Origin of the sequence: Pseudomonas fontis (assembly GCF_028656955.1) — a bacterium.
Taxonomy (GTDB): Bacteria; Pseudomonadota; Gammaproteobacteria; order Pseudomonadales; family Pseudomonadaceae; genus Aquipseudomonas; species Aquipseudomonas fontis.
Map to the genome: position 1 here is coordinate 30363 of NZ_JAMDGY010000002.1, position 22757 is coordinate 53119.

Sequence of the window (22757 nt, forward strand, 5' to 3'; positions counted from 1 at the left end):
CCCATTACAGGAGTTTACGGATGCCCTTTTTACCCACGGAACATCAGGCCCTTCTCGCTCAAAAGGGCGTGGGCCCCGCCGTCATCGCAAGGCTCGAACAGATGGGTATCGACTCATTGGCGGTGCTCAGCACGGCCAATGTCGGCGATATCCTCAGTCAGGCCTCGGCAATTACCGGCTCGACCTGCTGGAAGAACAGCCCCCAGGCACGTGCGGCGATCAATGCGGCCATTGCGCTGGCCAAGGCCTGGCAAGGGGAAAAGGTCGGCGTATAGCGCACAGAGGCTGCCGGTGCTCTTGGAACGTGCTTATTCGTAGGGCCGGCCATCTTTATGGGTGAAACACCACCCACCATTTGCCCCCGTCACAGCTTGCAGATCGTCGCAGGGATACGTCACTTGATCGCCGAGACTGCGATCACCCACCTCAAGGACAATGCAGTCTTTGTCCGATCGATTCTCCAGATGATGTGCAAGCCCATTGCACGGGAATCCGGCAACCATTCCCGGCGCGAGTTGCACCGTGGCATAGCCCTGGAACAAGGTGGGGTGACCTTCCAGCACATAGATGAACTCGTCTTGGCGCGAATGTGCATGGTGAAGCGCCGACATGCTTCCAGGCGGGAGATGGACCAGGTTCACGCCAAAGTTCCTGATATTGAACAGATCACCCAGTGGGCGCTTTTTACGTCCCTGCATAAGGGATGCAAAGGGTTCAGGGTAGTTACTGGGGCGGGCCCTTTCGGGCGCATCGAGCGCATTGATGGGGTTTGGCTCTGGGGTGCCGATCATTTCAATCTCCTTTGCAACGGGCCATAGGGTTGGCCGCAACAGCCGCGCTAGGAAGGCTAGACAATTACAGGAGCTTTCACCGCCTGTGTCTGAAACAAGCGCTAACCAGTTGGGTGTCCGTTTTCTACACGGCCGCTTTGCTTGTACCCGCTACACGGTGTCATGGCGACCCACTGCTTGCCCGTGAATCAATGATTCTGCCCCCTTTGCACGCTTGGATTTTCAAACGCCAACTGGTAGCGTGCGCCACCTCGCTGTATTGCCCGATCCCTGTCGCTATTCATTGCGTGTCAAAAACAGACCTACGCGAGTACCCGCTGCCCTGTTCAAGGGCGCCGGCGCAGGATGCATCGGGCGATGCACAGTCATTCGCACATGGAGTTCACAATGACGCAAAACAGCACCGTGCTGTCCGGCATCCAGCTGGATCAATTCATGGACCGTCTTGAGGTCGAGCACCAGGAAAACGGTGCCGACTACCTGCTGGGCCAACTGCGCGCCCAGCCACTCAAGGCCGCCTCACTGGAATCTATCGATCGCCTGCACGTGCTGTGGGTCAATGCCGGTGACGCTGACGCGGCCAAGGCGGTACTGGCCGACGACGGCCAGGCCCTGATCGAGGCTACGCCTGCCGAGGCGCGCAACGAACTCAAGGTCAACCTGCTGATCTACCAACTGCGCCTGGGCAACTACCTCAAGGACGAGCCAAGCCTGCTGCAGGCGCTCGACACCTTGCAGCAATTGACCAACGAGCCGCTGCCGTTCGACATCGAGCAGTACCGGCGCTACCGCATATTCGACGATCTGCAACACACCACCCCCGACGTCGCCCTCAAAGCCATCGAGGTGCGTCACAGCCTGGCCTTGATCAACCCCGACCGTCACGCCCTGCGGGCCTGGGACGATGCCGATCAACAGCGGCGCCGGGCCCGGGTGCTGGCCAACCACGATCGTGACGAAGAAGCACGCGAAGCCGCGCTGGCGGCAATTGCCGCGTTGCGCACCGCCGGCGAGGATCAGGATGTCAACGGCAACGACTGGCTGTGGCTGGGCGATGCGCTGATCGACATCGTGCCGTTTCGCCTGGCAACGTTCGAGCAACCTGTGGTGCGCTTGATTGCCGAGTTGTCGCTGCCCCAGCGCCGCGAATGGGAAGTACGCCTGGCGCGCCTGGCGGCCCGCTCACGACAGGCCCAGGACGACTTGGCCGGCGCATTGAACATCTGTGAAGTGGCAACCCTGAGCCTGGAATCCAGCGGCGGTGACAACTTCGTTGACTTCCATCTGCCTTGGCTGCTCGAGAGCGGTCAGATCGACGAGGCTGGGCAACGTGCGTTCATGGAAATCTATGAAATGCGCGGCGAACTGTGGCCGGGCACGGCTTACTGGGTACACGAGCGCCTGCTTGATGCCGAGGACGCATCCGCATGGTGGCCGTTGTGCGTGATGCGTGCCTGTGACGATCAAGCGGTGCTGGAACGGTTCATTTCCGGCCTGCCTTGGCGTGATGAGTCGACGCCGCCTCAGGGCCCGCTGCTTGATGCACTGCAGGCCGCACGCGATGACCTTGGGCAAATCGACAACGTCTTCGCCCAGGCCCTTGCAGAAGCCCGACGCCGCGCGCCAAACCACCCGTGGATCACCCGCCTGATGGCGGTGCGTGAACGCCAGGCCGGGCGCATCGACGCCAGCACCGAGCTGGCGATGCTGCGCGAGGCCGTTTCGGCCGGCGACATGCAGGACAATCGCAGCGCCTTCAGCCTGTTCAGTGCGCATGCCAACGTATTCGGCATTCTCGATGCCCTGCGCCAACCTTTGCCGCCGATGGCCAGCGGCATGTACTACTACCAGTTCGCGACCAGCATCGACGACCTGGTCGAAGCGCACGTCGAGAATCTCTCGAGCGAGGAAGCGCAGCAGGCCTGGGCGCTGCTGTACGACGTTCAAAAGGCTGCCTACGAACACGGCCAGGCCCGGATGGAACAGTGTTTCGCCAGCGGCCACGGGCACCGCTTCGATGCCTGCGCGCACCTGTACTCGATGCTGTGCAACAACCTGGCGATCAACTACCGCTGCTACAACGACCAAGGCCTCTATGGCCAGGCCCTTGAGCTGCATACCCGCGGCATCGCCGCCAGCTCGTTCGCGGAACATTATCAGGGCATCCTTCACAACCGCATTCGGCTGGAGGACAACCCGGGCATCGTCGATGCCGCCGAACAGCTCTGGCACTACGCGGCCGACTATGGCTACAGCCGCCACGACCCGGAAGAATACTTGCAGGAAGTCACCCGCGCCTTGTACCACCTGGACCGTGAACGGGAGATTCCGATCTGGCTGGAGCGCATCCTCAAATGGCAGGAAGAGTGCGGGCTTAGCGACAAGGAGCTCGAGTACTCACCGCTGTTCGCGCGGATGAAAGTTGCCATGTACCTGTCGTACAGCCTGCCGGAGGCGGCCACCAGCCTCTGGCTGCGTTACGCACCGCACATCGACGAACGCGACGAGCCCTCTCTGCTGGGCTGCGCCGGCGATGTGCTCAAGGGCCTCGGGCGCAAGGAAGAAGCCCTGAAGTATTACCAACGGGCCATCCTGCGCAGTGACCCGAACAACGAGGTCGACCAGAACAACAATGAAGTCTTCCGCCAGGCCATCGCTGCGCTGCAGGCTTGGGACAAACCGACCGGCAAGGCTTGGTGGCAGATATGGAAGTGACGCCGGGGCTGCGCCAGTCCGGTTACGCCCCACGCAACGCACTCAATGCCGATCAGCTCAAGCGCGGCATTGCCGAGCGCAGCAAGGCGCGTGGTGATGCGCCAGAGGTGGGCAACTGGTTGCTCAACCATTTCTACCGTCATCTGGTTGGCAACTTCGAGCCTGCACGGCCGATCCTGACCCTGGAGCAGGCTGTCGAGGCACTCGGAAGCGAGCCGCCGTCATGGGTGGCCAGGCATTTGAGCGACGCCGGCAAGGATTCGCAGCAGGCGCTTGCGTTGCTGGTCTGGGTCGATCCGCTACAGGCGCCACTGCTGGCCCAGGAGGCCTTGCTGGTGGAGTTCCTCACCTCGCGCCAGGGCACGGCGCTGGCCGGCAAGCTCAACCGCATAAATTGCCCGCAGGCGCTGGCGTTGTGGCAAAAGGAACACGCGCAGATGGCTGCGCGGATCGACCAGGGCTGGTGCCAGAGCCAGCCCGAGGCCTTGCTTGCGCGGGTGACCAGCGCAGAGCACGTGTTGCAGGAGCTGCGCCCCGAGAGTGCCGTGCTGCGCGCGGAAATGGCCTTTGAAAGCTACGTGATGCGCCACTGCCTGGGCCAGTTCGCCGATCGCCGCGCCTTGACCGGCGGCTACGGCGAGCGCTATGCCGAAGCGGTGGAGCAGCGGCGCATGCGCCTGTTCAGCTTTCGCGACGGCCAGGGTATGCCACACATCACCATCAGCCTGATCGTCCAGGCCGACGGCAGCCTGACTGTCGAGCAGGTCAAGGGCAAGCAGAACCGCCCGCCGGTCGAGCGCTATTACCAGGACTTGCTGCAGTGTCTGAATGCCCTGGGTACCGACCAGCAGACCCCCGCCGACTGCATCGCCATCGGTATCGTGCGCACCGAAGCCGGCTGGCTGCGCATCGAAGAGGTCAACGACCCGACCGCCCAGACTCGCCTGGTGGCTCGATATCCGCAACTGTACGAGCGCCTTGATGCGCCTTCGGCCATGGTCGAATGGCTGGTGGCCGGGCGTCAGCCACAACAATTTCTGCAAGTTGCCCCGCAAGCGGTGTCGGTCAAGTACGCCACCCGGCATATTTTCAGCAAACGCATTGAGCGCCAGCCCAATGACCCGCTGTACCTGACCGAAGGTGTGCCGTGGCCGGACATGGCCTCGCCCCAGGCCGAGGAAATCCAGGCCTGGCAGGCCCGGGCAAGGTAAGGAGACCGGCATGTTTTTGCTTTTCGCAGTTGTAGTCTCAGCCTGGTTGTTGTGGCGAGCATTCAAACCTCGCAGCGCCAAGCCGCTGTTCAGCCAGCGCAAGCACTGGTCGCTGCTGCTGGCCAGGCCCATGGCCGATGCGATGGAAGTCGAGGGTTTCTACTCGCCGGCGTGTGATCACTTCACCGAGCAAGCGCAGACCATCCTGCGAGCAGCGTTGCTGCACCAGGCCGGGATCCGCAGCCATTGCAATGACGAGGCGGTGCGCTCGCACTTCAGCGCGACCCTCGAACGGCAATGGTTCAGCCTCGACCTGCAGGCGCTGGTCGCCGGCGATGAGCCGCGCGCAGCCATGGCCTTTGCCTGCACGCGGGTGGCGTTCCTGGTCCGTTGTGCGCTGCTGATGCGTTGGCTGGAGCCCGACCTCGCCTGGCGTGTGCTGCTGCTCAATGCGCAGCGGGCGCAGGACTGTTTCGACAGTTGGGAAGACTTTGGCACTGCCTACAAGCTGGGGCGTGAGCAGTGGGTTGCAGCGTTTCGCGTCGACTCGCTGGGCGAAGCGCTGCACGAGCAGCATCTGCGCCAGTTGCTGGCGCCCGGCAGCGGTGCCTGGGCCGATATACCCTGGCGTTCGCCAGCGGCGTTGAACCCGGTTTTGGCGGGGTAAGCGTGCTCCCCTCAGCAACGCTTCCTCAGCAGGAAATACATCTGTATATTCGAATATACGGTTTTTCGAATATACGAGCCCTTCCATGCCCCTGCCTCCCACCACCGTCTTCAAATGCCTAGGCGACGAAACCCGCGCCCGAATCATGTTGATGCTCAGCGCCGAAGGTGAGCTTTGTGTGTGCGAGCTGATCTGGGCGCTGGACGACAGCCAACCCAAAGTCTCACGCCACCTTGCCCAACTACGCGCTTGCGGCCTCCTGGAAGACCGCCGCCAAGGCCAATGGATCTACTACCGTCTTCACCCCGCCCTCCCGCAATGGGTCATCGAGGTGCTGCAGATAACCCGCGACGCGAATCTGCCATGGCTGACCCAGGACGCCCAGCGCCTGGCCTCCATGAGTGACCGCCCGGTACGCCAGGCCGCTTGCTGCTGACTTCCCCCACACACCCGAGCCCCATTCATGCTGATAGCCGCTTCGATATTTGTGCTGACCCTGGTGCTGGTCATCTGGCAACCCAAAGGCCTGGGGATCGGCTGGAGTGCCGCCGGCGGTGCGCTGCTGGCGCTGCTGAGCGGCGTTGTGCAATTGAGCGACATCCCCGTGGTGTGGCACATCGTCTGGAATGCCACCGCCACATTCATCGCGCTGATCATCATCAGCCTGTTGCTCGATGAAGCCGGTTTGTTCAAATGGGCTGCACTGCACATGGCGCGCTGGAGCAACGGTCACGGCGGCAAACTGTTCGTGCTCATGGTGCTGCTGGGCGCGATGGTTTCAGCATTGTTCGCCAATGACGGGGCGGCATTGATCCTCACGCCCATTGTCATCGCCATGCTGACCGCGCTGCGCTTTTCCCCGGCCGCTACCCTGGCCTTCGTCATGGCCGCCGGGTTCATCGCCGATACCGCCAGCTTGCCGCTGGTGGTGTCGAACCTGGTCAATATCGTCTCGGCGGACTTCTTTGATATCGGTTTCGGCGAGTACGCCTCGATCATGTGGCCGGTGAACCTGGTCAGCATCGCCGCCACCCTGGGCATGCTGTGGTGGTTCTTTCGCAAGGACATCCCTGCCCACTTCGACACCACGCTGCAAGCCCCTCGCGAAGCCATCCGCGATGTGCGTACCTTTATTGCCGGCTGGTGGGTGCTTGGGCTGCTGTTGCTCGGGCTGTTCACCCTGGAGCCTCTGGGTATTCCCGTGAGTGCCGTGTCTGCCTTGGGCGCCGTGATCCTGCTAGTGGTCGCAGGCCGCAGCCGGATTATCTCGACCCGACGCGTCATCAAGCACGCCCCCTGGCAGATCGTCGTGTTCTCTCTGGGGATGTACCTGGTCGTCTATGGGCTGCGCAACGCGGGGCTGACGCAACAACTGGCCGGGCTGCTGAACGGTTTCGCTGAACACGGTGTATGGGCGTCTGCCCTCGGCACCGGGGTGCTGGCCGCCCTGCTGTCGTCGGTCATGAACAACATGCCCAGCGTGCTCATCGGGGCACTGTCGATTGAGGCCACCCAAGCCTCCGGGGTCATTCAACAGGCAATGATCTATGCCAACGTGATCGGCTGCGACCTGGGCCCCAAGATCACCCCCATCGGCAGCCTGGCCACATTGCTGTGGCTGCACGTACTCGCGAGCAAGAATATCCGCATCAGTTGGGGGTATTACTTCAAAGTCGGCAGCCTGCTCACCTTGCCGATCTTGCTGGTCACCCTGGCCGCGCTAGCACTGCGCCTTTCAATCTAGGAGTTTTCAATGAACGTCCTGTTCATGTGCACCGCCAACAGCTGCCGCAGCGTGCTGTCGGAGGCGCTGTTCAATCACCTTGCGCCTGCCGGCATGACAGGGCTGAGCTCGGGCAGCTTCCCCAGCGGCCGTCTCAATGGTCGTGCATTGAGCACGCTAAGGGCCATGGGTGTCGCCACCGATGGCCTGTATAGCAAGGGGTCGGAGACTTTTTCAGCCTCGCCACCAGACATCGTTATCACCGTGTGCGACAAGGCCGCAGGTGAGCCCTGCCCGGTCTACTTCGGCCCGGCAATCAAAAGCCACTGGGGCTTGAGCGACCCTTCCGAGGTGACCGGCAGTGATGCCGACGTGCAAGCCGCTTTCGAGGCGACGATTGAACACATCAAAAAGCGCTTCGCGGCATTCTTTGCACTGGACCTGGCATCACTCGCTCCCACCGAACTCAAGGCAGCGCTGGATCGCATAGGCGAGCAATAAACGCTCCCTCCCCCTTATCGCAACGGCACATAGATATCCGTCTGCCACTGATCCTGCGGCGTCTCGGGATACACGCTGAGGTAGTGGAAGAACAGCGGGTGATCGCGCAGTTCTTCCCCACTGGCAGGCAGCCAGTCACGGTAGATGGGGTAGATCGTTTCGCCGATGTGATCCGGCGAGCCCATGTGCCGCACCACAACGCAACGCCCGCCGGGGATGACGATCTCATGCACGCCGAACGTATTCGCTGACACCGCCTCGTGGATCTCACCACCAATAGCAAAGCGGAAGTCTTGCGGCGGTGTTGTATCGGGGTTGTTGTACGGCACCCCGAACGTACGACTGGTTGCAACCGGCGACTGCCCACTGTGCATGCGCCACGCAATGAACTTTTGTACGTTTTCATCAACTTGCCCCGGTGGCCCGCAATGCTCCAGCGCTGCGACCCTTACCTCGGCAAAATCCACGATTCTTACTTGCATGATGACGCTCCTTGAGAAGTGAGGGATGGCGAACACCGTATTCCAGACCGTCCAACTCGGTTGCTGCCGGAACGCACTTGGCGTCATGCCGATTGCCCGCTTGAATGCCCGACAAAATGCCTCGGGGCTCTCAAAGCCGGCATCGATTGCCGCGTCCAGTACCGAGTAGTGCGCAATAGAGGCCAAGTGATGTGCCGAGCGACGCAGTCGCATCAGCTGTACATAGCGCGCCACGGGCACGCCGATGTACGCGGTGAACTGTCGATGGAAGTGAAACACCGAAAAGTTCGCAACATCACTCAACGCCTTCACCGACAAGTCACCCTCGAGGTTGGCCTCGATATAGGCCAGCACGGCGTTGAAACGCTTTAAGTAGGCGGCGTTGGTCGGCAGGTCGGTCACAGGGCAGAAGCTCCTACTGGAAGTACGGTGGACAACAGCATCGATCAAATCGGTGTACGTGCGCCTAGCCGGGTTTGCTCAAGGTACGCCAATGCACGACAGGGCGTTTGATGCGTATGAACCTTGGCTTTGGCGATGGGAGCAACGGCCACAGGTCGAAAGCCGTCAGCAAAGCAGGTAGTATTCAATGGCCTTGTGCCACTTTCCATGGAAGACGGCACTTCAATCAAAGCGCCCTACCCCGCTTTCTACCCGCGCCCCTGAAACGGTGACATGCAATGGATGCGAGCATTCAGAAGTTCGAACTCTACGGCCACTTCCTCGACACGCCGAAGAGCAAGGTTGATACAAACTCAGTCCGGCGAGCGTTCACGACGATTGCCTCGACCTGGTCCCGTAAAATCAACGCGGGCTTTCACGAGCTGTTTGCCAACCTGGATGCCCTCTATGAAGATGGCGACGACCTGGCCGACGAGATCCGCAAGCAGGCCATCGGCCAAAGTATCAAGTTCATTGTCGCCCACGGCATCTACGACATTGACGAAGCGCGGTTCTATGAAACGTTCATGCAGCGCTACGATTCATGGGATGAAGACTTCGGGGTATTGGCTGAACAATACGAAGCCATTGCCGAGCGCTCTTCCGACCTGGACGCCCATCGCACCAATCGCCGGCAAAGTCGCCGCCAATGGGTAGGCTACGGCACTGAAAAGGCGGTGTACGACGCCGATGCCAAGAACCTCCTATCCAATATCGGCCATGGCGTATTCAACCTGATGGCCAAAGGGGTCACCGCCATTGGCGACTCGCTGAAGAAAGACGAGATCTTCAAGAGCCCCACGACTGTCCGGGTATTCGTGGACGCGGCCGACAATCTCGTGACAGCGGCCTACCTGGCCACGCTCGATGCAATCAATGAAGAGTCACCCGGCACGTTGCACGGTTACTCGAATGACGAGATCAGAAAATCCAAGGCGATCACCGAAAACATTGAAAAAGGCATCATCCCCGAAGATGCCCTGGTGGTGTCAGCAATCAAGGCCATCAGTGTCTACCCCTACAACGAGACGATCTATCCGATCCTGCTGCGCAACTTTGGCGGCGATCAGGGGCGCCTTGACCAGGTGGTGGAATATTTCGGCATGGGCGACCTGCTCAGCGAAAAACAGGCACTGCTCCAGGCGCAACTGCGCCAATGCGACCTCAGCACAGTGGACAGCTTCAATGCCTGTCGCCCGGAACTTGAACGCTATGCGCAGTTCATTTGCCTTGAGCAGTTCGACGAGCAGTGTGCGCTGGTGATTGCCAAGATCGTTGCCCGCGAGAATCAGGCCGCCATGCAACCGGCCACTGCCCTCGCATTGACAGCTGCACCGCAAGAGCAACGCAGCGGCATGAGCGTAAAAACCGCCGCACATGGCCGCCTCTCCAACGCCGACCACAAGTTCTACGCCGCCCCGGATTTGCCGTCGAAGAAGATTCAGGCCTTCCTGGACAAGAACGGCCTGAGGGTCGCCAACGACCAGGTGGTATTCTTCTTCGATGAGACGGTCTTCGGCTCGGGCGACAAGGGCGTGCTGGTCGATCTGGACTACGTGTATGTCCAACTGCAGTTCAAGGAGGCGCACCGCGTAGCGCTTGGCGATATCGCGAACATCACCATCAGCGGCCTGCTGAACAAGAAACTGGCCATTGCCAAGCACGACGGCACCAAGGTCGACGTGGTGCTCACCCAAAGCAACAACGGCGCGAGCAGCCTGCGAGAGGCCATTCTCGGGCTGGTACGCTTGAAGTCGGCGTAACGGTCTACACACTGGCACGTCGTGATTCCGGGCAGCCGCTTCGCTGCGCGGAACCACGGCTGGGTCAAGCGGGGTGACTTGAGGTTGGCAGCAACGCGATCATTTGATCAAAGGCTGCGAGCGAATAGCGCCCCTCGCGGTTTTCCACGGCCGGCATTGCGGCTGGCAACTCGAATAGCACGCTTGCGGGGCGCACTTGCGCCATGGCCGAGTACCAACTCAAAAGTGCCTGTTGCAGGCGTACGTGCAGTTCAAAGTTGCCCCGACGCCGAGTCGTGTCGGCCTTGGCACGTTCACGCGCCAGCTGCGGATCGATGCGGCCAACGATGTAACAGTCGGCAAAACCGATACGCCCTTGGGCGATGGTTTCCCGTGTGGCGTCCAACTCTACTCGCCAGTCGTGCTCGCTTGCCTCGCCGATCTGCCACAGGGTCCAGATGTAGTGGAGTTTGAGCGGGTCACTGTCACACACCGCCCACGCCGATTGTGCCTCCATGGCCAGCGCCGCTTGCCAGCGGTCGACGTTTCGCTCGGCCCAAAACGTTGCGGTGCCGATGGGGTCCGCCGTCCGGTCTGGTACGTTTTCAAATCGTCCATGTTCCGCAACGACATGCTGCCCACCCTGCCTGGCGCACCACGTGGTTTTCCCGCAGGCACTGATACCTTCAACAACCACAATCATTGCGCTGACTACTCCGTTAATTAAGCAGCGCAGATTGTGCCAGAGCAGCCGCGCTACGGCGAAACAACAGACGCGGCAGGCCCTTCTGCACTGTGGAAAAATAGGCCAGGATCACCGAAGATCAGAAAAAGGCACTTCGCCCACCAGGATACGTACCCATTGCGCTACTCCCTTGTTGCAAACGGCACCCTGCAATCACCGCACAAACCCGAAGTGTCAGTCCCCTGGTGGAGCTTCAGCAAGACCGTACTGGCCGCAGCCGCCCTGACACTGGTGCGTGACGGCCTGATCAGGCTTGACGACGAAGTGCTCGAAGGCCCGTTTACACTGCGCCAACTGCTGCAACATCAAGCTGGGCTCGCCGACTATGGTGAGTTGCCCGAATACCATGCAGCCGTAGCCCAGGGTGAAACACCCTGGCCGGCAGATGAAATGCTGCAGCGCCTGGATGCCAACCGCCTGCGTTATGCCCCTGGCAGCGGTTGGCGATACTCGAATGTCGGCTATCTGTACGTGACGCGATTGCTTGAGCGCCTGACCCGCTTGCCGCTCGCGGACGTGTTGGAGGCGCGTGTATTCGCCCCGCTCGACATGACGGCCATTCGCCTCGCGACGACGTGCGCCGATCTTGAGACGGTACGCATGGGCGCAGATGCCGGCTATGACCCGCGTTGGGTCTATCACGGCCTGCTGGTTGGCCCGCTCTCGCAGGCAGCCCTGCTGCTGGATCGACTCTTGAGCGGAGCACTGCTCCCCCGCGCGCTGCTTGATGAGATGCACAGCACGCTGGCCCTGGGCGGCCCGATCCCCGGCCGGCCCTGGACGGTTCCCGGCTACGCACTCGGTTTGATGATCGGCACCGTGGACAGCGGGTTGACCTTGTGCGGGCACACCGGAAGCGGGCCGAACACTGTGGTCGCGATATACCGCAGTGTTCAGGGTAAGCACACGGCCACGTGTGCCGCATTCAGCGAAGGCGAAGATCAGGGCAAGGTGGAAACCCAAGCCCTGCTCCAACTCTCGCAGTCGCTGTTGCGCTAGCAGCCGGCTGCGGCCCTCAGGCCAATGCCGACTCCACAAACTCCAGGCGGTCTTGTCCGAAGAACATCTCGCCATCGACAAAGCAGGTTGGCGCGCCAAACACCCCGCGCTGCACGGCCTCGGTGGTGGCCACCTTCAGCGCCTCCTTGACCTCGGCATCGGCGACCAGCGCGATGAATTCCTGCGCTGAAAACCCGGCAGCCGCCAGTACCTGAGCCAGCACCTGGGGGTCTCCCAGGTTCTGCTGCTCGACCCACATACCATTGAACATCGCCGTCAGGTAGGCCTCGAAGCGCTGCGGATGCTTGAGCTGCATGCCAATCGCGCCGCGCATCAAGGTCAGCGTGTTGATCGGGAAATACCGGCTGAAGTGCAATGGCACTCCATAGCGGCTGGCGTAGCGTTGCAGGTCCACCAGCGAGTAGCGCGCCTTGGCCGGGATCGCCGCAGGCGATGCATTGCCGGTGACCTGGAATACGCCACCGAGCAGCATCGGGCGCCACACCATTTGCGCGTTGTGGCGCTCGCACAGTGCAGGCAATTGAGTCCAGGCCAGGTAGCTGGCCGGGCTGCCCAGGTCAAAGAAGCATTCGACAGTCTTGCTCATCGCGACAGGTTCCTTTTTGTTGTTATCGGAGAGGTGGCTTACCAGCGTTCCATCCACGGGCGCAGGTCGAGTTCGAAGGTCCAGGCATCGCGTGGCTGGGCATGCAGGAACCAGTAGCTGTCGGCGATATGCGCCGGGTCGAGAATGCCGTCCTGGTCCTTCAGCGCATAGCGCTCGGGGAAGCTGTCGCGGATGAATGCGGTGTCGATTGCCCCATCCACCACTACATGGGCAACGTGGATATTTCGCGGCCCCAGCTCGCGGGCCATGCTCTGCGCCAGGGCGCGAATGCCATGCTTGGCCCCGGCAAACGCGGCAAACCCGGCGGCACCGCGCAGGCCTGCGGTAGCACCGGTAAACAGGATGGTCCCGCGCTCACGGGTGACCATGCGCCGCGCCACCGCCTGGCCGGTGAGGAAGCCGGCAAAGCAGGCCATTTCCCAAATCTTGAAGTACTTGCGGGCCGTCTCGTCGAGAATGCTGCAGGGCACATTGGCGCCAATGTTGAAGACGAAGGCTTCAATCGGGCCGATGTTCGTCTCGATATCCTCGACCAGCGCCGCCACCTCGTCTTCCTTGCGCGCATCGGAGGCAAAACCGTACGCCCGACCGCCTTGGGCATGGATCTCGTCGAGCAGCGGCTGCAACTTGTCGGCACTGCGCCGCGTGACGCAGGCAATGTAGCCTTCGCGCGCAAAACGCTTGGCAATCGCCCCGCCTGTCGCATCCCCCGCGCCAACCACCAGCACGACCTTGTTGTTGTTCTGAGTCATAGCGTCGCCTTTTGGTAAACGATCATTTAGTAAACGAACGCTATGCTATGATTTTGTCTTCGTCAAGCCAGTGATTCAGAGGACCGTCGGCGTGCGCTACTCCACCACCCACAAGGAACAGACCCGCCAGAAGCTGGTTGAAAGCAGCGGCGCCATCGCCAAACAGGGCGGATTCTCGGCCACCGGCGTGGCCGGGCTGATGAAGGCCATCGGCCTGACCGGAGGCGCGTTCTACAACCATTTCCCGTCCAAGGACGACCTGTTCACCGAGGTCGTGCGCCATGAGCTGTCCAACAGCCAGATCGGCCTGTGCACGCGCCACGGTGCGCTGAGCCGGGAGAAACTCGAGCGCTGCCTGGACCAGTACCTGAACATGGCACACCTGCGTAACCCGGAGCATGGCTGTGCGATTCCCGCGCTCGGCGCCGAAGTGGCGCGGGCCGCGCAGCCAGTCAGAGAGGAGGCCGAACATTGGCTGCGGGCGTTGCAGGAGGTGTGGTCGCAGACACTGGACGACCCGCAACTGGCGTGGGCCCTGCTGTGCCAGTGTGTCGGTGCCTTGGTGGTCGCGCGGATGCTGGCGCATGAAACGAGCCAGGAAGAGGTGTTGCAGGCCAGCCGTGGGTTCCTGGCCAAGGCGCTGCATCCAGCGCCTTGAGCCCTGTGTTCAGCTCAGGTCGTTGCGACGATACAGGCTGAGGCCCAGCGCCAGTACGGCGAGCATGCCGGCGCAGCTGCGGTTGACCCACTGCATCACCCGCGCGGAGAAGCTGCGCATGGCATGCCGGCCGCCCAGGGCGTAGATCATCATCATGACGCAGTCGAGTACCGCCGTGGTCACGGCAAGAATCACGTACTGCTGGGCCACCGGCTGGTCCGGGCGAATGAACTGCGGCAGGAATGCGGAAAGGAACAGCAGGCCCTTGGGGTTGGACAAGCCGACCAGCAGTGCCCGCAGGAAGCTCGAACGACCAGTGACAGCAGCGCTCGAATGGGTAGTGGCAAGGGCTTGGGTCGGTGCCCGCCAGAGTACCCAGGCCAGGTACAGCAGGTAAGCTGCGCCCACCCATTTCACCAGGCTGAACAGTTGCTCGGACGCTTGCAGCAACGCACCCAGGCCACAGCCCACGGCGGCGATCAGGATCAGGTCGGAGACCATCGCCCCGGCCATGCCGAAGCCCGCTACACGCATGCCGTGGCTGGCGCCGTTGTTCAGCGCCAGCAGCATGGCCGGGCCGGGCGTTATCATCACCGCACTGGCGGCAATCACGTAAAGCAGAAAGGTCGAGGCGTCCATCAAGGGCCGTTCCAGAAATCGCAAAGCGCCAAGAATGCATGGCTTGGCGCGCTTGCTCAAGTGTTGCCACATGACAATTCGTCGGCCTTGAGGTGACGAACCCGTCTGGCGGTAGTCCAACCGTGATCCGCTCATCAAGGCGCTGCGAGTCGCCAGGAGTTCCATGTCAGTCGTTTCCCTGCCCCGTGTTGCGTTGTTGGGCCTTGCCCTCGGCCTGTCGCAAGCCGCCGTTGCGGGGTGCCCGGCAGACCCGCTGCAGGCGGCCTGCACGCAAGCCTTCAGCCCGGATCTGGGCACGCTGTTCGAAGATGTCAGCAAGATGGCTGCCAGTGGCCTGGCGGGTTGGTTGAAGTTGTCGCGGGATACCGCGGCGGCCGGCGAGGTGTTGCCGATTCCGCTGCATATCCGCGCGCAGTTGGAGGCGTACTACGACTTCCAGGTGCTGGATGCCGCGCGGTTCAAGGTGGGTGATCCGCAACAGATCGATGCGGCAACGGCGATGTTGCAGAACCCGGATGTGAGTGCGGTGACCTTGATCGACATCATCGTGTTCCGTTCGGCCGAGGACGCGCAGAACAATGTCGCGCTGTGGGCACATGAGTTGAAGCATGTGCAGCAGTATCAGGAATGGGGCATCGAGGAGTTTGCCGCGCGGTACACCCGCAACTACGAGGCCGTCGAGGCCCCGGCCTACGAGATCCAGGCGAAGGTGAGCAAGGCGCTGCGACTGGCGGGGCAGTGAAGGTAGCCGCTGCCGCCAGGCTGCGCTGGAGTCCGCAGGGCTCCCAAAAGCGGCGCCTGCTGCGCAGGCGAGCGCAGCCTCACGGCAGCGGCTACAAAAGCCAGGACCAGTCGGCTGGAAAACCTCAGCCGACACGCCGCAGCAACTAAACTTAAAGCCCTGCTGGCTTCTTTCAGGAGTGCACGCAATGGACGAGGTCAAACTCAACGCGTTCATGGGCAAACTGGTCGGCGACATGGGCGCTGCAGCCATGCTTGCCAATATCATCCTGGGTGACGAACTGGGCCTGTACAAGGCCATGGCGGACGGCCACCCCATCACCCCCGAGGCCCTGGCCAGCAAAACCGGCTGCAACGCCCGCCTGTTGCGCGAGTGGCTGAGCGCACAGGCCGCCTCGGGCTATGTCGAGCATCAAGACGGCACATTTCGCCTGCCCGAAGAACAGGCCATGGCCTTGGCGATCGAGGATTCACCGGTGTACGTCGCCGGCGGCGCCTCGGTGATTGCCGCGCTGTTCCACGACAAGGACAAATTAGTCGCCGCCATGCGCGGCGATGGCGCGCTGGCCTGGGGCGACCATCATCCCTGCATGTTCAGCGGTACCGAGCGGTTCTTCCGGCCGGGCTACCGCGCGCACCTGGTGAGCGAGTGGCTGCCGGCGCTGGACGGCGTGGTCGAGAAGTTGCGCGCTGGTGCGAATGTCGCGGATATCGGCTGCGGACATGGCGCGTCGACGGTGATCATGGCCCAGGCGTTTCCCGCCTCGCGGTTTGTCGGGTTCGACTATCACGCGCCATCGATAGCAACCGCCAACCAGCGCGCGCAGGATGCCGGGGTGGCGCAGCAGGTCAGCTTCCATCAGGGGAGTGCCAAGAACTACCCGGGCAATGACTATGACCTGGTCTGCTATTTCGACTGCCTGCACGACATGGGCGACCCGGTTGGCGCGGCCAGGCATGCGATGCAGTCGCTCAAGGAGGATGGCAGCGTGTTGCTGGTCGAGCCGTATGCCAATGACACCCTGGAGCAGAACATGACCCCGGTCGGGCGATTGTTCTATGCGGCGTCGACGTTTATCTGCACGCCCAATTCGTTATCGCAGGAAGTGGGGTTGGGGCTGGGTGCCCAGGCGGGTGAAGGGCGCTTGCGCAAGGTGTTTGAGGAGGCTGGGTTTACCCGGTTCCGCCGGGCCACGGAGACACCATTCAATCTGATCCTGGAAGCACGCAAGTGAAACTCGGTCTGTAGCCGCTGCCGTGAGGCTGCGCTGGAGTCCGCAGGGCTCCCAAAAGCGGCGCCTGCGCTGCAGGCGAGCGCAGCCTCACGGCAGCGGCTACAACCACATCGCATCCCACAGTGGATAATCACCAACTCGGGTCACCAACCCTGCGCGAATCGGGTTGTTCACGATGTAGCGGGCAATACACCTCACATCGTCTTCCTGACGAACCGCTTGGTCATGGTAGCCCTTCTGCCAGACCCGCCCTGTTTCTCCTCTAACTGAATTCAATGCCAGGCTGCTTCTGGACTTCACTTTGCGCATCACGGCGCCCAGGCTTGAACCCTGTAGCTGAAACAACCAGTGGAAGTGATCTGGCATCACCACCCAGGCCATGGATTGCACCTGCCTGCTCTCGTGCAATGACCTGAACTCCCTGACCAGCAACCGTCCACTCATCCAGTCGACGAATAGCGCCCTGCGTCGATCAGTAACGGCTGTCACCAGGTAAGCACGGCCCACCTCACTGACTCGCCCCGAATACAAACCATGTGCACGCTCTCGTGACATGACCTTTGCTTCCCTGCCTTTATTTTTGTTCAAGACTAGTGGGGTTGTGGCCACCTTCGGAGTGGGGTTATTTCGGGGTTTTGCGAGCTCGGTCTGTAGCCGCTGCCGTCAGGCTGCGCTGGAGTCCGCAGGGCTCCCCAAAGCGGCGCCTGCGCTGCAGGCGAGCGCAGCCTCACGGCAGCGGCTACGCTTAGCCAGATGCTCACCATCCAGAACCTGTACAAATCCTTCCCCACCGCCCAGGGCCCGCTGCCAGTCCTGCGCGGTGTCGACCTGCAATTGCCCCCTGCCACCAGCCTGGCCCTGATGGGCGAATCCGGCAGCGGCAAGAGCACCCTGCTCCACCTCATCGCCGGCCTCGAACAGCCCGACCAAGGCAGCATCCTCATCGACGGCCAGCCCCTGCACAGCCGCAGCGAAACCGAACGCGCGCGCTGGCGCCGCGAAAACATCGGCCTGGTGTTCCAGCAATACAACCTGATCAGCAGCCTCGACACCGCCAGCAACCTGTCCTTCCAGGCCCGCCTCGCCAATCGCCATGACCGCACCTGGAGCACCTACCTCGCCGAACGCCTGTGCCTGGCCCCGCTGCTGCAACGCTTCCCCGAACAACTCTCCGGCGGCCAGCAGCAACGCCTGGCCATCGGCCGCGCGCTCGCCGCCCGGCCAGCCCTGGTGCTCGCCGACGAACCCACCGGCAGCCTCGATGAAACCAGCAGCGAGATCGTCCTCGAACTGTTCTTGCAACTGGTCCACGAAGCTGGCAGCAGCCTGCTGATGGTGACCCACAGCACCCACCTCGCGACGCGCTTGAACCGCCGCCTGCAACTGCACCTGGGCCGCCTGCTCCCCGGTGACGCCTGATGCTGCGCCTGTGCCTGAGCGCGCTCCTCAGCCACTGGCGACGCCACCCCCTGCAAGGCATCAGCATCCTCACCGGCCTGTGGCTGGCGACCGCCCTGTGGACCGGCGTGCAGGCGCTGAACGATCAGGCCCGCGCTGACTATGCCCGGGCCAACGCCCTGCTGGCGGGGGCCGCGCAAACGCAGTTGGTTGCGCGCCAAGGCGAGCGTTTTGCGCAATCGGCCTACGTGCAACTGCGCCGCGCCGGCTGGCCGGTGTCGCCGGTATTGGAGGGTCGTTTGCGCTTTGCCGGGCGTGAACCGGTCAGCGTTCGCCTGCTTGGCATCGAGCCACTGTCACTGCCCGCAGACAGCTCGGTAGCCGGACAATCCACACAAGGCTTCGATCTGCTGCACTTCCTGACGCCACCCGGCCAGGCCTGGGTCGCCCCCGATACCTTGCAACGCCTCGGGCTCAAACCCGGCGACCAGCCCACCAGCGCAGACGGCCAACGCCTGCCGCCGTTGGCAGTACAAGCGCAACTCGCCCCCGGTGTAATGATCGTCGACATCGGCCAGGCACAGCGCCTGCTACAGGCGCCGGAACAACTGTCACGCCTGCTGCTGCCCAACGACTTCGCGCGCACCCTGCCCGCCCTGCCCGACAACCTGCGCACCCAGCTACAGCTGCAACCGGCCGCAGACAACGATGACCTGCAACACCTGACCGAGAGCTTCCACCTCAACCTTTCGGCCCTGGGTTTGCTGGCATTCCTGGTAGGCCTGTTCATCGTGCATGCGGCCATCGGACTGGCCCTGGAACAACGCCGGGGCCTGTTGCGTACCCTGCGAGCCTGCGGCGTCAGCCTACGGGCGCTGATCGGCGCACTGGCGCTCGAGCTGGGCCTGTTCGCCTTGATTGCCGGCTTGGCCGGCGTGCTCAGTGGCTACCTGTTGGCGAGCCTGTTGCTCGGCGATGTCGCCGCCAGCCTGCGCGGGCTGTACGGTGCGCAAGTTGCCGGGCACCTGAGCCTGTCCCCGCAATGGTGGCTGGCCGGGCTCGGCATCAGTCTGCTCGGGGCAGCCCTGGCCGGACTCAACAGCCTGCTGCGCTCCGCACAGTTGCCGCTGCTGGCGCTGGCCCAGGCACAAGCCTGGCGCCAGGCCCAAGCGCTCTGGCTACGCCGGCAAAGCGCACTGGCGATTGTCCTGTTGCTGATCGCGGCCGCTTGCTGGCGTTGGGGCGACAGCCTGCCCAGCGCCTTCGCCCTGCTCGCCAGCCTGCTGCCCGCCGCAGCGCTGGTCCTGCCCGCCCTGCTCGATGCGGCCCTGGCCCTGCTCAGCCGCCTCTGCAGCACGCCACTGAGCCAATGGTTCATCGCCGACAGCCGCCAACAGCTGCCGGCCCTGGCCCTGGCCTTGATGGCCTTGCTGCTGGCACTGGCCGCCAGTGTCGGCGTGGGCAGCATGACCGAAGGCTTTCGCCAGACCTTCCTCGGCTGGCTCGACCAGCGCCTGTCGGCCGAGCTCTACATCACCCCGCGCGATACCCGCCAAGGCCTGGCGATGCGCCGCTGGCTCGACGAGCAGCCTGGTGTCGAAGCGGTCCTGCCGCAGTGGCGACTGGAGTTGCGCCTGCAAGGCCTGCCGGTCCAGTTGCAAGGCATGCTCGACCACGACAGCTATCGCCAGCACTGGCCATTGCTGGAGCAGCAGCCGGATGCCTGGGCCAGCCTCGCCAGCGGTAAAGGCCTGATGCTCAGCGAACAGCTGGCCCGACGCCTGAAACTTCATCTAGGGGAACGCCTGGCCCTGCCCACGACGCCACCCTCGCCGGCTCTGCCCGTCGTCGCGCTGTATGCCGACTACGGCAACCCGAGGGGCCAACTGCTGCTCAATGATGAGCTGCTGCGCCGGCTCTGGCCGGGTGCCACGCTGAGTTCACTGAATGTCCGCCTGCCCGCCGAGCACGTCCCCGCACTCAAGGCGCAACTGCAATCACGTTATCGGCTCGACAGCACCCGGCTGGTTGATCAGGGCACGCTCAAGCGCTGGTCGGTCGAAGTGTTCGAACGCACCTTTGCCGCCACGGCGGCGCTCAACAGCCTGACCCTCAGCGTCGCCGGCGTGGCGCTGTTCATCAGCCTGCTGACCCTCGGCCAGAGCCGCCTGGGGCAACTGGCGCCACTCTGGGCGCTGGGCGTGACGCGCCGGCAACTGGCCTGGCTGTCACTGGGGCAAACCCTGATGCTCGCCGGGCTGACCGTGTTGCTGGCGATGCCGTTGGGCATCCTGCTGGCCTGGTGCCTGGTGGCGGTGGTCAATGTACAGGCGTTCGGCTGGCGCCTGCCGTTGCATGTGTTCCCAATGCAGTTGGCGCACTTGGCGTTGCTCGGGCTGTTTACCAGCCTGCTGGCAGCAGCCTGGCCGCTGTGGCAGCTGGCTCGACGGCAGCCCGCCGACTTGCTGAGGCAATTTGCCGATGAACGCTAAACCCGTGCTGATCCTGCTGGCTTTGCTGCTCGCCAGCTGCGACCCACCCGCACCGCCATCGACAGGTTTTGCCGGCCTTGGCCAGCAGGCCGGCGAGTTTGCCCAGGTCGAACGCGGCCATGGCTTGCAGTTCCCTGCCGATCACGGCGCCCACGATGGCTTTCGTATCGAGTGGTGGTATGTCACCGCCAACCTCACCGACAGCGACGGGCGCAGCTGGGGCGCACAGTGGACGCTGTTCCGTTCGGCCCTGCGCCCCGGCGGCGAACAGCAAGGCTGGGAAAGCCCCAATGTGTGGATGGGCCATGCCGCGCTCAGTGGCCCATTCGGTCACCAGTACAGCGAAACCCTGGCCCGGGGTGGCATTGGCCAGGCCGGCGTTGCCGTCAGCCCGTTCCACGCCTGGATCGACGATTGGACGCTGCGCAGCCTGGGCGGCGACGGCCTGCAGCAACTGGAAATGCACGCCACTGGCAAAGACTTCAACTACCGCCTGCAGCTGCGCAGCGACCGGCCCCTGGTACTACATGGCGACCAGGGCTACAGCGAGAAATCCGGGCAAGGCCAGGCGTCGTACTACTACAGCCAGCCGTTCTATCAGGTCAGTGGCGAGATCGAACGCGCCGGTCAGCGCTTCTCCGTCACCGGCCAGGCCTGGCTCGACCGCGAATGGAGCAGCCAGCCGCTGGCTGCCGGGCAATCCGGTTGGGACTGGTTTTCCCTGCACCTGGACAGCGGCGCAAAGCTGATGCTGTTCCAGGTCCGCCAGGAGAATGCGGCGCCTTACCGGGCCGGCACCTGGATCGCCGCCGACGGTCAGGCCACGCCGCTAAAGCCCGAGCAAATCACACTCACCCCGCTCGCCTGGACTCGCCTGGCAAATGGTCGGCGCGTACCGACCCACTGGCGCGTCGCGTTGAGCCAGCCCACCTTGACGGTCGAAATCCAGGCGCTGCTGCCGCAGGCCTGGATGGGCACACGCTTCCCGTACTGGGAGGGCCCGGTACGCATCAGCGGCGACAGCAACGGCCGGGGCTACCTGGAAATGACCGGCTATGCGCCTTGAAGCCCCACTCCTGGCGCCTTTGCGGCTATCCTTGGGTAGTCCTTGTCCCTTCTGGAAGCTCCCATGCCCAGCTCGCTCGCCCCCAGCCCTCGTGGCTGGTCGCTGTGGTGGAAACCTTTGGTGTTTCTGCTCGTCGCCATCATCGGCCTGTATTACGTCAAATGGTCCCCCTATTACCTGAAGTCCTTCATCGCCGCTGATCAGCACAGCATCGGCGCCTCGATCCTCAACGACCAGCAGACCGCACCGCTGGCCGCTGCGCTCGCCTATGCCCAGGTGTACTTCCTGGCGATCTGGAAAGCCGCCGTGCTCGGGGTGATCCTCGGCTCGCTGGTGCAGGTGCTGATCCCGCGTGACTGGCTGCTGCGGTTGTTCGGCAAGGCCGGTTTCGGCTCGACCCTGCGTGGTGGCCTGTTCGCCCTGCCGGGCATGATGTGCAGCTGCTGCGCCGCACCCGTGGTGGCCGGGCTGCGCAAGCAGAACGTATCGGTAGGCGCCGCACTGGCCTTCTGGATCGCCAACCCGGTGCTCAACCCGGCCACGCTGGTGTTCATGGGCTTTGTGCTGGGTTGGGAATTCAGCGCCCTGCGCCTGGTGGCCGGGGTGGTGCTGGTGTTCGGCGTGGCGCTGTTCGCCCAGCGTATCTCGCGCCCGGACGTGCTGCCGGAGCCTGCCGTCGAAGCCGCTAATGCCGCCATCGCGCCGGAACAGGGCAACCTGTTCGGCCGCTGGATGAAAACCCTCTGGCAACTGTTCTGGACCACCATCCCGATCTACGTGCTGGCCGTGTTGCTGCTGGGCGCCGCGCGGGTCTGGGTGTTCCCGCACGTGGACGGCGGCATGGGCGACGGCCTGATGTGGCTGATCCCACTGGCCATCGTCGGCACGCTGTTCGTGATCCCCACGGCGGCGGAAATCCCGATCGTGCAGACCCTGATGACCCTGGGCCTGGGCACCGCGCCTGCGGTGGCGCTGCTGATGACCCTGCCAAGCATCAGCCTGCCGTCGCTGCTGATGCTGCGCAAATCGTTCGATACCCGCGTACTGGTCTGGGTGGCGCTGCTGACCATGCTGGTGGGCGTGGCCAGCGGCCTCGTGGCGTTGCTGGTGCTTTAACCGCGAGACACCACG

23 protein-coding genes are annotated in these 22757 nt (G+C 63.1%); 16 read left to right on the plus strand and 7 right to left on the minus strand.

The genetic code is table 11. The features are described 5' to 3' along the window. Window positions 1-20: 20 nt before the first annotated feature. Window positions 21-275 (plus strand): helix-hairpin-helix domain-containing protein, encoded by a 255-nt coding sequence (locus M5G11_RS00235; RefSeq protein WP_273913048.1) that lies wholly within the window; start codon window positions 21-23, stop codon window positions 273-275. Between the two features lie 33 nt (window positions 276-308). Here M5G11_RS00235 and M5G11_RS00240 read toward each other — a convergent pair whose 3' ends face one another. Beyond that, window positions 309-791, minus strand: a complete 483-nt coding sequence (locus M5G11_RS00240; RefSeq protein ID WP_273913049.1) for a cupin domain-containing protein — start codon at window positions 789-791, stop codon at window positions 309-311. Between the two features lie 387 nt (window positions 792-1178). Here M5G11_RS00240 and M5G11_RS00245 point away from each other — a divergent pair, with 387 nt between their 5' ends. The 6 genes from M5G11_RS00245 to M5G11_RS00270 all read left to right on the plus strand — a co-directional run bounded on the left by M5G11_RS00245 (window position 1179) and on the right by M5G11_RS00270 (window position 7608). Beyond that, entirely contained in the window at window positions 1179-3506 is a 2328-nt protein-coding gene (locus M5G11_RS00245; protein ID WP_273913050.1) for a hypothetical protein, read from the plus strand. Continuing rightward, window positions 3497-4717 carry a hypothetical protein gene (locus tag M5G11_RS00250; protein WP_273913051.1) on the plus strand — a complete coding sequence of 407 codons (1221 nt, stop codon included), beginning with the start codon at window positions 3497-3499 and terminating at the stop codon, window positions 4715-4717. The genes M5G11_RS00245 and M5G11_RS00250 overlap by 10 nt, the downstream gene beginning before the upstream one ends. A gap of 10 nt (window positions 4718-4727) precedes the next feature. Continuing rightward, window positions 4728-5384, plus strand: coding sequence for a DUF1266 domain-containing protein (locus M5G11_RS00255; RefSeq protein WP_273913052.1), 657 nt, complete (start codon window positions 4728-4730; stop codon window positions 5382-5384). An 85-nt stretch (window positions 5385-5469) separates the two neighbouring features. Next, window positions 5470-5820: a metalloregulator ArsR/SmtB family transcription factor gene (locus M5G11_RS00260; RefSeq protein ID WP_273913053.1), complete on the plus strand. Its 351-nt coding sequence runs from the start codon at window positions 5470-5472 to the stop codon at window positions 5818-5820. Between the two features lie 27 nt (window positions 5821-5847). Further along, window positions 5848-7128, plus strand: coding sequence for an arsenic transporter (locus M5G11_RS00265; protein ID WP_273913054.1), 1281 nt, complete (start codon window positions 5848-5850; stop codon window positions 7126-7128). A gap of 9 nt (window positions 7129-7137) precedes the next feature. After that, window positions 7138-7608, plus strand: coding sequence for an arsenate reductase ArsC (locus M5G11_RS00270; protein WP_273913055.1), 471 nt, complete (start codon window positions 7138-7140; stop codon window positions 7606-7608). A gap of 14 nt (window positions 7609-7622) precedes the next feature. Here the strand turns inward: M5G11_RS00270 and M5G11_RS00275 are convergent, their stop codons facing one another. Beyond that, window positions 7623-8492, minus strand: a complete 870-nt coding sequence (locus M5G11_RS00275; protein WP_273913056.1) for an AraC family transcriptional regulator — start codon at window positions 8490-8492, stop codon at window positions 7623-7625. A 278-nt stretch (window positions 8493-8770) separates the two neighbouring features. On the opposite strand from M5G11_RS00275, the gene M5G11_RS00280 reads away from it, so the two are divergent. Next, complete coding sequence (locus M5G11_RS00280; protein ID WP_273913057.1) at window positions 8771-10294, plus strand: hypothetical protein; 1524 nt, start codon at window positions 8771-8773, stop codon at window positions 10292-10294. Between the two features lie 64 nt (window positions 10295-10358). Here the strand turns inward: M5G11_RS00280 and M5G11_RS00285 are convergent, their stop codons facing one another. Further along, window positions 10359-10976 (minus strand): hypothetical protein, encoded by a 618-nt coding sequence (locus M5G11_RS00285; protein ID WP_273913058.1) that lies wholly within the window; start codon window positions 10974-10976, stop codon window positions 10359-10361. Window positions 10977-11135: 159 nt separating this feature from the next. On the opposite strand from M5G11_RS00285, the gene M5G11_RS00290 reads away from it, so the two are divergent. After that, the gene (locus M5G11_RS00290; RefSeq protein ID WP_273913059.1) at window positions 11136-12017 is read left to right on the plus strand and encodes a serine hydrolase domain-containing protein; all 882 of its coding nucleotides are present in this window, start codon (window positions 11136-11138) and stop codon (window positions 12015-12017) included. 16 nt (window positions 12018-12033) lie between these two features. On the opposite strand, the gene M5G11_RS00295 is transcribed toward M5G11_RS00290, so the two are convergent. After that, window positions 12034-12624, minus strand: a complete 591-nt coding sequence (locus M5G11_RS00295; protein ID WP_273913060.1) for a 2-hydroxychromene-2-carboxylate isomerase — start codon at window positions 12622-12624, stop codon at window positions 12034-12036. A 38-nt stretch (window positions 12625-12662) separates the two neighbouring features. Beyond that, window positions 12663-13397, minus strand: a complete 735-nt coding sequence (locus tag M5G11_RS00300) for an SDR family oxidoreductase (RefSeq protein ID WP_273913061.1) — start codon at window positions 13395-13397, stop codon at window positions 12663-12665. A gap of 91 nt (window positions 13398-13488) precedes the next feature. Here M5G11_RS00300 and M5G11_RS00305 point away from each other — a divergent pair, with 91 nt between their 5' ends. Continuing rightward, the gene (locus M5G11_RS00305) at window positions 13489-14055 is read left to right on the plus strand and encodes a TetR/AcrR family transcriptional regulator (protein WP_273913062.1); all 567 of its coding nucleotides are present in this window, start codon (window positions 13489-13491) and stop codon (window positions 14053-14055) included. A gap of 9 nt (window positions 14056-14064) precedes the next feature. On the opposite strand, the gene M5G11_RS00310 is transcribed toward M5G11_RS00305, so the two are convergent. Next, on the minus strand, window positions 14065-14694 hold the full coding sequence (locus M5G11_RS00310) for a LysE family translocator (protein WP_273913063.1): 630 nt from the start codon (window positions 14692-14694) through the stop codon (window positions 14065-14067). A gap of 163 nt (window positions 14695-14857) precedes the next feature. On the opposite strand from M5G11_RS00310, the gene M5G11_RS00315 reads away from it, so the two are divergent. Both M5G11_RS00315 and M5G11_RS00320 read left to right on the plus strand, forming a co-directional pair. After that, window positions 14858-15436, plus strand: coding sequence for an eCIS core domain-containing protein (locus M5G11_RS00315; protein ID WP_420793859.1), 579 nt, complete (start codon window positions 14858-14860; stop codon window positions 15434-15436). A gap of 187 nt (window positions 15437-15623) precedes the next feature. Next, window positions 15624-16670 (plus strand): class I SAM-dependent methyltransferase, encoded by a 1047-nt coding sequence (locus tag M5G11_RS00320; RefSeq protein ID WP_273913064.1) that lies wholly within the window; start codon window positions 15624-15626, stop codon window positions 16668-16670. A 99-nt stretch (window positions 16671-16769) separates the two neighbouring features. On the opposite strand, the gene M5G11_RS00325 is transcribed toward M5G11_RS00320, so the two are convergent. Then, window positions 16770-17225, minus strand: coding sequence for an REP-associated tyrosine transposase (locus M5G11_RS00325; RefSeq protein ID WP_273913065.1), 456 nt, complete (start codon window positions 17223-17225; stop codon window positions 16770-16772). Between the two features lie 198 nt (window positions 17226-17423). Here M5G11_RS00325 and M5G11_RS00330 point away from each other — a divergent pair, with 198 nt between their 5' ends. The 4 genes from M5G11_RS00330 to M5G11_RS00345 all read left to right on the plus strand — a co-directional run bounded on the left by M5G11_RS00330 (window position 17424) and on the right by M5G11_RS00345 (window position 22742). Then, complete coding sequence (locus tag M5G11_RS00330; RefSeq protein ID WP_273913066.1) at window positions 17424-18089, plus strand: ABC transporter ATP-binding protein; 666 nt, start codon at window positions 17424-17426, stop codon at window positions 18087-18089. Continuing rightward, window positions 18089-20560, plus strand: coding sequence for an ABC transporter permease (locus tag M5G11_RS00335; protein ID WP_273913067.1), 2472 nt, complete (start codon window positions 18089-18091; stop codon window positions 20558-20560). Before M5G11_RS00330 ends, M5G11_RS00335 begins: the two co-directional genes overlap by 1 nt. Then, on the plus strand, window positions 20550-21626 hold the full coding sequence (locus M5G11_RS00340; RefSeq protein WP_273913068.1) for a lipocalin-like domain-containing protein: 1077 nt from the start codon (window positions 20550-20552) through the stop codon (window positions 21624-21626). The genes M5G11_RS00335 and M5G11_RS00340 overlap by 11 nt, the downstream gene beginning before the upstream one ends. Before the next feature lie 63 nt (window positions 21627-21689). Further along, window positions 21690-22742, plus strand: a complete 1053-nt coding sequence (locus M5G11_RS00345) for a permease (protein ID WP_273913069.1) — start codon at window positions 21690-21692, stop codon at window positions 22740-22742. Window positions 22743-22757: the final 15 nt, after the last annotated feature.

Excerpts from the sequence above, each read along its gene's own strand:
- M5G11_RS00235 (WP_273913048.1), top strand. The coding sequence starts at position 21 with ATGCCCTTTTTACCCACGGAACATCAGGCCCTTCTCGCTCAAAAGGGC.
- M5G11_RS00240 (WP_273913049.1), bottom strand. The coding sequence starts at position 791 with ATGATCGGCACCCCAGAGCCAAACCCCATCAATGCGCTCGATGCGCCC.
- M5G11_RS00245 (WP_273913050.1), top strand. The coding sequence starts at position 1,179 with ATGACGCAAAACAGCACCGTGCTGTCCGGCATCCAGCTGGATCAATTC.
- M5G11_RS00250 (WP_273913051.1), top strand. The coding sequence starts at position 3,497 with ATGGAAGTGACGCCGGGGCTGCGCCAGTCCGGTTACGCCCCACGCAAC.
- M5G11_RS00255 (WP_273913052.1), top strand. The coding sequence starts at position 4,728 with ATGTTTTTGCTTTTCGCAGTTGTAGTCTCAGCCTGGTTGTTGTGGCGA.
- M5G11_RS00260 (WP_273913053.1), top strand. The coding sequence starts at position 5,470 with ATGCCCCTGCCTCCCACCACCGTCTTCAAATGCCTAGGCGACGAAACC.
- M5G11_RS00265 (WP_273913054.1), top strand. The coding sequence starts at position 5,848 with ATGCTGATAGCCGCTTCGATATTTGTGCTGACCCTGGTGCTGGTCATC.
- M5G11_RS00270 (WP_273913055.1), top strand. The coding sequence starts at position 7,138 with ATGAACGTCCTGTTCATGTGCACCGCCAACAGCTGCCGCAGCGTGCTG.
- M5G11_RS00280 (WP_273913057.1), top strand. The coding sequence starts at position 8,771 with ATGGATGCGAGCATTCAGAAGTTCGAACTCTACGGCCACTTCCTCGAC.
- M5G11_RS00285 (WP_273913058.1), bottom strand. The coding sequence starts at position 10,976 with ATGATTGTGGTTGTTGAAGGTATCAGTGCCTGCGGGAAAACCACGTGG.
- M5G11_RS00295 (WP_273913060.1), bottom strand. The coding sequence starts at position 12,624 with ATGAGCAAGACTGTCGAATGCTTCTTTGACCTGGGCAGCCCGGCCAGC.
- M5G11_RS00300 (WP_273913061.1), bottom strand. The coding sequence starts at position 13,397 with ATGACTCAGAACAACAACAAGGTCGTGCTGGTGGTTGGCGCGGGGGAT.
- M5G11_RS00310 (WP_273913063.1), bottom strand. The coding sequence starts at position 14,694 with ATGGACGCCTCGACCTTTCTGCTTTACGTGATTGCCGCCAGTGCGGTG.
- M5G11_RS00315 (WP_420793859.1), top strand. The coding sequence starts at position 14,858 with ATGTCAGTCGTTTCCCTGCCCCGTGTTGCGTTGTTGGGCCTTGCCCTC.
- M5G11_RS00320 (WP_273913064.1), top strand. The coding sequence starts at position 15,624 with ATGGACGAGGTCAAACTCAACGCGTTCATGGGCAAACTGGTCGGCGAC.
- M5G11_RS00325 (WP_273913065.1), bottom strand. The coding sequence starts at position 17,225 with ATGTCACGAGAGCGTGCACATGGTTTGTATTCGGGGCGAGTCAGTGAG.
- M5G11_RS00330 (WP_273913066.1), top strand. The coding sequence starts at position 17,424 with ATGCTCACCATCCAGAACCTGTACAAATCCTTCCCCACCGCCCAGGGC.
- M5G11_RS00335 (WP_273913067.1), top strand. The coding sequence starts at position 18,089 with ATGCTGCGCCTGTGCCTGAGCGCGCTCCTCAGCCACTGGCGACGCCAC.
- M5G11_RS00340 (WP_273913068.1), top strand. The coding sequence starts at position 20,550 with ATGAACGCTAAACCCGTGCTGATCCTGCTGGCTTTGCTGCTCGCCAGC.
- M5G11_RS00345 (WP_273913069.1), top strand. The coding sequence starts at position 21,690 with ATGCCCAGCTCGCTCGCCCCCAGCCCTCGTGGCTGGTCGCTGTGGTGG.